This is a genomic window from Cohnella laeviribosi DSM 21336 (genome assembly GCF_000378425.1).
Taxonomy (GTDB): Bacteria; Bacillota; Bacilli; order Paenibacillales; family Paenibacillaceae; genus Cohnella; species Cohnella laeviribosi.
The window spans coordinates 197680-205682 of the sequence record NZ_KB899812.1 but is presented as its reverse complement, the minus strand read 5'-3'; the positions used below and the strand labels follow the sequence as shown (position 1 = coordinate 205682).

Sequence of the window (8003 nt, the reverse complement as noted above, 5' to 3'; positions counted from 1 at the left end):
AGGAAACGGCGTCCACACCTCGAGAGGCAGAACGAAGGAATGTAAGGGCTAAGACCCAGCGTGACATGGGAGGGTAAGCCGTCGGGGGAATAGAGTGGATATCCAGAGTGCGGTCATACGACTCATCCATAGATTGGGAACAGCGTCCCAACCTCTATTCCCGCCTCCGGCTCCTCCAGAAAATTATGTCATAGCTACATGACTTATCCATCTTTCAGGATGGTCGATGGTTGAAAATCTAAGAACGAGTGAGAAAACGCGAGAAAACATTAAATAATAGTGGGAGGAATTATAATGTTATCCAAAATGCTGTCAAAGGCAAAAGCGATGAAGATTTGCGCCTCGCTTTTATTGCTGGGGTCCGTATTCTCGTTCATCGCCACGTCGGACGCCGATGCGGGACTTGCGCGCAGCAAGTTTTTGGGAAATGTGATCGCGAGCAGCGTTCCCTCCAACTTTGCGACGTACTGGAATCAGGTAACGCCGGAAAACTCGACGAAATGGGGCTCGGTCGAAGCGACCCGGAACGTCATGAACTGGAGCGCCGCCGATTTGGCCTACAACTATGCGAAAAGCAACGGTTTTCCGTTCAAGTTCCATACGCTCGTTTGGGGAAGCCAGCAGCCCGGCTGGATCAGCGGACTTTCGCAGGCCGAACAGAAAGCGGAAGTGTTGCAGTGGATTCAGGCGGCCGGCCAGCGCTATCCGAATGCCGATTTCGTCGACGTCGTGAACGAGCCGCTGCACGCAAAGCCTTCCTATAGGAACGCCATCGGCGGGGACGGCGCGACCGGCTGGGATTGGGTGATCTGGTCCTTCCAGGAAGCCAGAAAGGCGTTTCCGAATGCGAAGCTGCTGATCAACGAATACGGCATCATCAGCGATCCCAACGCCGCCAACCAGTACGTTCAAATTATCAATTTGCTCAAGAGCAGAGGCCTGATCGACGGAATCGGCATCCAGTGCCATTATTTTAACATGGATTCGGTTTCGGTCAGCACCATGAACTCCGTCCTGAATACATTGGCGGCAACGGGTCTGCCCATCTATGTGTCGGAGCTCGACATGACCGGAGACGACTCGACGCAGCTGGCCCGATACCAGCAGAAATTCCCGGTGCTGTGGGAACATTCGGCGGTCAAAGGCGTCACCTTGTGGGGGTATATCGAAGGTCAAACCTGGGCCTCGAATACGCATTTGGTTCGCAGCAACGGCACCGAGCGCCCCGCCCTTCAATGGTTGAGAACCTACTTGTCGACGCATTAACCTAAGGTGAAGAAGACGCAGCCGGGTTGGATGGACGAACCTTGGCTGCGTCTCTAATTTTATTGCACGCGCTGCACGCGGCGATGGAGGGCTGGATGATCATGCCGATTAGAGAAGCGCAAATAACGGATTCGTTGGAAATCGCTAGATTGTGTTCGCAACTCGGGTATGACGTTTCGGAAAGCGAAGTATGGGGACGGCTCCGGAAAATATTGGCGGATCGCGACCACGCCGTTTATGTGATGGAGGTAAGCCCAAACGAAATTGCAGGCTGGGTTCATGTTCACGGAAGGCACTTGATTGAAGCGCAATCGTTTGCGGAAATCGGCGGTCTGGTTGTCGATCATCCATATCGCCGGAAAGGCATTGGAGAAACTTTAATGCGAAAGTGTGAGGAATGGGCCGGGAAAAAAGGCTATCGAGAGGTACGGTTAAGGTCCGGGGGCCACAGAAAAGAGGCCCATGCGTTTTACAGCAGCATCGGCTACCAAAATACGAAGTGGCAGCAGGTATTTTCTTTAGAGCTTACCGAATAAGGAAGGCGTTTCGTATGCGAAAGCCTTGAAGGAGGAACAATGGATTATCCTCTTTATGACCAAATAGGCGCAGGATACGATCTGACGCGCAAAGCCGATCCGGAAATAACCCGGAGATTGATTATGCGAGCGATCTGGGCGATTATTTATTTATCGTTGCGGAAAAATAGATTTTTTTTCATTCCATTCCCAAGCATGCCGAAAAATCGATTTCGTGAGCAACCGGACCGGCCTTCCCGAGGGTCGGTTTTTTTTGGTTGCGCGGGGCGGCTGTAAAGGGACGAATAGACGAAGAATGGACGAATGAAGGAAGAACATGGAGGATACGCTAATCCTCAAACACAAATCGGCTTAAGCAGGAAAATCGGCGGCTCGACGGTTCTATACTCTACAATTCCGAAAATGTTACTTAAAATAACACCATTATGTCGGTTTGTATTGACGGTACTGGCGTTCTTTGATAATTTATTAACAAATAGAAATTACTTATTGAAATATGATAATTAGGAGGGCGGGATCGGTGGATCGAATTACGGCTGCCAGAGGGACGCAGCTTCGCTGCAAAGGCTGGAGACAGGAAGCGCTGCTTCGCATGCTGGAAAATGTACTCGAGAACGGCGAAAACCAACAGGAGCTTACCGTTTACGCCGCTTTGGCGAAAGCCGCCCGCAACTGGGACGCCTATCATGCGATCGTTGATACGTTGAAGTCGCTCGAAGAGGACGAAACGCTTGTCATTCAGTCCGGGAAGCCGATCGGCGTCATGCGGACGCATCGATTCGCCCCGATGGTCATCATGGCGAATTGCAATATCGTCGGTAAATGGGCGACGAGCGAAAACTTCTATAAATATCAGGAGCTAGGCCTGATTGTTTGGGGCGGATTGACGGCCGCGGCCTGGCAATACATAGGCTCTCAGGGCGTCATTCAAGGCACGTACGAAATCTTTCAATCGATTGCGCGCATGCATTTCGGCGGCGATCTGGCCGGCAGATTCATCCTGACCGCCGGACTGGGCGGAATGGGCGGCGCGCAGCCGCTGGCGGGCACGATGGCGAATGCGGCCATCCTGTGCGTGGAGGTGTCGGAGGAGCGCATCGACAAGCGCATCAAGGTCGGCTATCTGCAGAGAAAAACGGCCGATCTGGACGAGGCGCTCGCATGGATCCGGGAGGCGGTCGCAAGCCGCAAGAGCTTGTCCGTCGGGCTGCTCGGCAACGCAGCCGATGTGTATCCGGAGCTGCTTAGACGCGGCATCGTGCCGGATATCGTGACGGACCAGACGTCGGCGCACGATCTGGTGTACGGCTATGTGCCTTCCGGCTACAGCCTCGAGCGCGTGGCGGAGATGCGGAAGAAGGATCCGGACAAGCTGAAGGCGGACGCCGGCGCTTCGATCGCCCGCGAGGTGGAAGCGATGCTGGAGTTTCAGCGGCGGGGGGCGATCGTGTTCGACAACGGCAACAACATCCGCACCCATGCGGCGCAATACGGCGTGAAGGACGCGTTCGACATCGTCGTCTTTACGGAAGGCTTCCTGCGGCCGCTGTTCGCGCGCGCCATCGGACCATTCCGCTGGGTGGCGCTGAGCGGCGATCCGGAGGACATCCGGACGATCGACGCGTACATCCTGGAGCACTTCCGCGACAACGACATCGCGACCAACTGGATTCGCCTCGCAAGCCAATATGTGCCCGTAGAGGGACTGCCGGCGCGGATCGGCTGGTTCGGCCACGGAGACCGGACGAAGCTTGCGCTTGCGGTTAACGCGATGGTGCGCGAAGGGAAGCTCAAAGGGCCGGTCGCTTTCTCCCGCGACCATTTGGACGCGGCGTCCATGGCCCATCCGAACATCATGACCGAAAACATGAAGGACGGCAGCGATGCGATCTCCGACTGGCCGCTGCTGAACGCCATGCTGAACTGCTCGTCGATGGCCGATCTTGTGGCGATCCACTCCGGCGGCGGCGGGTACACCGGATATATGACGAGCGCCGGGGTGACGATCGTCGCCGACGGTTCGCGGGACAGCGATATCAGGCTGGAGACGACGCTGAACAACGACACCGGCCTCGGCGTGCTGCGGTATGCGGATGCCGGGTACGAGGAGTCGTTCGACGAGATTGCGAAAAAAGGGATTCGCAGGGTAAACGTCTGAAAATACGGAGGGAGAGGGAACGAGATGCGAGTTTTGACAATGGCAGATGTAAAGGCCGCCGTTCGCGGCGGCGCCGTGTTTGCTTGCGGCGGCGGAGGATGGGTTGACCACGGCCTTGAAATCGGCGGCGCGGCCGTCAGTATCGGCAGGCCGAAGCTTGTTTCGGTGGATGAGCTGCCCGACGACGCGATTATCGTGACGGCGACGGCGATCGGAGCTCCTGCGGGCAACGACTGGGAAATGTGGGGCGTCGATTATATCAAAGCGGTGCAACTGCTGATGGACCATTACGATGGCAAAGTCGTCGGCGTCATGACGCCGCAGAACGGGATGTCCAGCACGATCAACGGCTGGCTGCCGGCCGCTGCGCTCGGTCTTGTCGTCGTCGACGCGACCGGCGACATCCGTGCGCACCCGACCGGCAAGATGGGCTCGATGGGGCTCGCCGCGCGCACCGACTACGAAACGATTCAGGTCGTCGTCGGCGGCCGGAGAGACACCGGCTCTTATTTGGAGCTGGTCGTGAAGGGTACGCCGGCGAAGACGTCCAACATTTTGCGGACGGCGTCCGACATGTCCGGCGGCTTCATCGCCTCGGCCCGCCATCCGATCCCGGCGTCTTATGTCAAGCAGCATGCCGCTATCGGCGGCGTTTCCATCGCGCTGGATCTCGGATACGCGATGATCGAAGCGGAGCCGAAGGGCGCGGAAGCGATCATGGAAACGGTGTGCCGCAAGACGAACGGCCGTTTTATCGGCAGGGGCAAGGTGCTGAAGAAGGACGTGCATTATTCCGGCGCATTCGACATCGGTACGATCACGATGGACGACGGCACGGGCCGCGCGCTGACGCTGCACGTCATGAACGAATATATGGCGGTTGACGATGCCGACGGAAAGCGGCTGACCACGTATCCGGACGTCATTACGACCTTCGATACCGCAACCGGGCTTCCGATCAGCGTCGGCGGCGTCAAGGAAGGCATGGAAATCGCGCTGTTTATGATCGATAAGCGATACGTGCCGCTCAGCTCGAGCGTGAAGGACCCGACCGTCTATCCCGAAGTGGAGAAGGCGCTGGGCATTCCGCTTGCGGACTATGCGCTGAAGGGTATTTCTTCCTGATCGGCGAACGCGGCGAAGGAAGAAGGTGAGGACATGAGCGGAACGGTACGGCTCGACGGCCGATCGCTGACGATCGAGGCGCTCGAGCAAATCGCCCTGCGCCGATATAAGGTGGAGCTCGCTCCGGAAGCGGTCGCCCGCGTGGAGAAAGCGCACCTCGTGCTGCATGAGCTGGCCGCAAAGGGCATTCCGATCTATGGATTCAACCGCGGCGTCGGCATTAACAAAGACCGGGAAATCAGCAGCGATTTTTTTGAGAACTACAACCGAAACCTCATCTACTCGCACTCCGCGGGGATCGAGCCGGCGGCTACGGAAGAGCAGGCGAGAGCGGTGCTCGCGGCGCGGCTGAATACGCTGCTGCTGGGCGCCACCGGCGTGCATCCGCAGGTCGTGAACATGTACCGCGATTTCTTGAACGCCGGCATTCATCCCGTGCTGCCGCTTAGAGGGTCGGTCGGCGCGGCGGACATTACCGTCTTGTCCCATATCGGACTCGCCATGATCGGCGAAGGCGACGTGATCTACAAAGGCGCGACGGTGCCTGCCTCCGATGCGCTGCGGCGGGCCGGCCTCGCTCCGCTCAAGCTGGGGCCGAAGGACGGGCTGGCCATCGTCAGCTCGAACGCGCTGTCGGCCGGCCTCGGCGCGCTTGTGCTCGGGGAAGCCGCAAGGCTGCTCGAGACGGCGGACATCGTATTCGCCTTGTCGCTCGAAGCGATCCGGGGCTGCATCAGCCCGCTGGATGAAGCCGCGTATCGGCTAAGGCCCTACGAGGGAGCCGCCGAAAGCGCGGCGTTCGTCCGCAGCTTGCTTGCGGGCGGCGACCTGCCGGAGCTGGATACGTCAAGCAAAATCCAGGATCCGCTCAGCTTTCGCTCCGCCTGCCATGTGCATGGCGCCGCCCGCGACTCGCTCGCCTATGCGCGCAAGCTGCTGCTCGTTCAGCTCAACAGCTCGGACGACAACCCGTGCCTGCTTGCGGACGAGCAGCGAATCGTCCCGTCGTCGAACTTCGATGTGACTTCATGGACGCTCGCTTTTGAAATGCTCGGCATTGCGCTGAGCCATGTCTCGAAAATATCGTGCTACCGGGCCATCAAGCTCGGAACGCCGCAATTTACCGGGCTGCCGAGGTTTTTGTCTCCGGACCCGGCGTCGGCGATCGCGTATGGGACGATTCAAAAAACGTTCACGTCGCTCGATGCGGAAATCCGCCATTTGTCCAATCCGGTATCGGCCGATTATTTTTCCCTTTCGGGCGACATGGAGGATCACGCGAACAATACGCCGCTCGTCGTTCGCAAGACAGCGGAAATCATCGATCGTTTATATTACATCCTGAGCATGGAAGCGATGCATGCGGCGCAGGCGATTGATTTGCGGGAGGCGGTCCGGCTCGGACAAGGCACCCGGGAGGCTTATGCGGCCATTCGTTCCGTGGTGCCGGTGCTGTCGCAGGACCGTTTTCTGACTCCCGACATTCAAGCCGTGTACAAGCTGCTTGCTAGCTCGGAGCTGCTGAAGCGGACGAAAGGAGGAATGGCGGCGAATGAGTGACGTATATGACTTGATCGTATACGGCGACATCGTGCTGCCGGAAGGCATTTTGTATGACGGCGCGGTTGCGGCAACGGACGGAAAAATCGTCAAGATCGGCGCCAAAGGCAGCGTGACGGAATCGGCGAAGCGGATCGTGCGCGCGGAAGGACAGTTCGTCCTCCCGGGCGCCGTCGACGCGCATGTGCATTGCTACAGCTCGCTTGACGAAGGGTTTTACACGGCGAGCCGGGCGGCTGCGGCCGGCGGGGTGACGACAATCATCGAGATGCCCTACGACGCGACGGGCATGATCTGCACGCCGGATTTGTTCGAAGAAAAACGGGCGCGGCTCGAGCGCGAGTCGATCGTCGATGTGGCGATGCTCGCCACGATTCACAAGCAGGACGGCTATGACGATATACACCGGCTAGCGGAAGCCGGCGCCTGCGGGTTCAAGGTGTCGATGTTCAATACCGACTCGTTCCGCTTTCCGCGCATCGACGACGGCCAACTGCTCGATTCGTTCGCGGTTATCGCGGAGACGGGCTGTCCGGTCGGCGTCCATGCGGAAACGGACGAAATTGTGCGCAGGTATATCGAGAAGTATAAATCGTTGGGCAGCGATCCGCGAGCGCACGGCTGGAGCCGGCCGAAGGTAAGCGAATCGACGGCGGCGCTGACCGCCATGGAGCTCGCCTACGAGACGGGGGTTAAGCTGCATCTTTACCACTGCACGTATCCGCGGATTTTTCACCTGGCCGACTATTTCCGGTCGCAAGGCGCACGCATTACGGCCGAGACGTGCACGCATTATTTGACGTTGAGCGAGGAAGATATGCCGCGGCTTAAGGGCAAAGGCAAGATTAATCCGCCGCTTCGCTCCAGGGAAGACGTCGAGGGGCTGTGGGAGCTGGCGCGCAAGGGCGCGATCGATATGATTACGTCCGACCATGCTCCGTGGCTGCTCGAGCGGAAAACGCACGACGACATTTTCAGCAACGCATCGGGCGCTCCGGGCGTCGAGCATTTGCTGCCGGTCGTCTACAGCGAAGGCGTGGCGAAAGGCAGACTCGCGATAACGGAGCTCGTGCGGCTGCTGTGCGAGAATCCGGCTACCGTATTCGGACTCGGCCACCGCAAGGGCAAAATCGGCGTCGGCTACGATGCCGATCTGGTCGTGCTGGACCCGGACGCAAGCTGGGTGATGGACGAGCGCAAGCTGCAGTCCAGCGCCGGATGGAGCCCGTATGACGGCATGGCGATGCGCGGCAAAGTGACGCATACGTTCGTGCGCGGCACGCTCGTCTATGACGGCGATGTCATCGGCGAAGCCGGCCACGGCCGGTTCGTGCCCGCGGCGCATAACCGATAAGCGG

6 protein-coding genes are annotated in these 8003 nt (G+C 58.6%); all 6 read left to right on the top strand.

Annotated elements, in window-relative coordinates:
* Positions 1 to 294: 294 nt before the first annotated feature.
* On the top strand, positions 295 to 1266 hold the full coding sequence (locus F560_RS0105510) for an endo-1,4-beta-xylanase (RefSeq protein WP_019004722.1): 972 nt from the start codon (positions 295 to 297) through the stop codon (positions 1264 to 1266).
* 95 nt (positions 1267 to 1361) lie between these two features.
* Positions 1362 to 1802, top strand: coding sequence for a GNAT family N-acetyltransferase (locus tag F560_RS0105505; protein WP_026298113.1), 441 nt, complete (start codon positions 1362 to 1364; stop codon positions 1800 to 1802).
* Positions 1803 to 2298: 496 nt separating this feature from the next.
* On the top strand, positions 2299 to 3960 hold the full coding sequence (locus F560_RS0105500; protein WP_033395817.1) for a thiourocanate hydratase: 1662 nt from the start codon (positions 2299 to 2301) through the stop codon (positions 3958 to 3960).
* A gap of 39 nt (positions 3961 to 3999) precedes the next feature.
* Complete coding sequence (locus F560_RS0105495; RefSeq protein WP_019004719.1) at positions 4000 to 5085, top strand: thiohydantoin desulfurase; 1086 nt, start codon at positions 4000 to 4002, stop codon at positions 5083 to 5085.
* Between the two features lie 33 nt (positions 5086 to 5118).
* Positions 5119 to 6645: an HAL/PAL/TAL family ammonia-lyase gene (locus tag F560_RS0105490; RefSeq protein WP_019004718.1), complete on the top strand. Its 1527-nt coding sequence runs from the start codon at positions 5119 to 5121 to the stop codon at positions 6643 to 6645.
* Positions 6638 to 7999 carry a dihydroorotase gene (locus tag F560_RS0105485; protein WP_019004717.1) on the top strand — a complete coding sequence of 454 codons (1362 nt, stop codon included), beginning with the start codon at positions 6638 to 6640 and terminating at the stop codon, positions 7997 to 7999. The genes F560_RS0105490 and F560_RS0105485 overlap by 8 nt, the downstream gene beginning before the upstream one ends.
* Positions 8000 to 8003 lie beyond the last annotated feature (4 nt).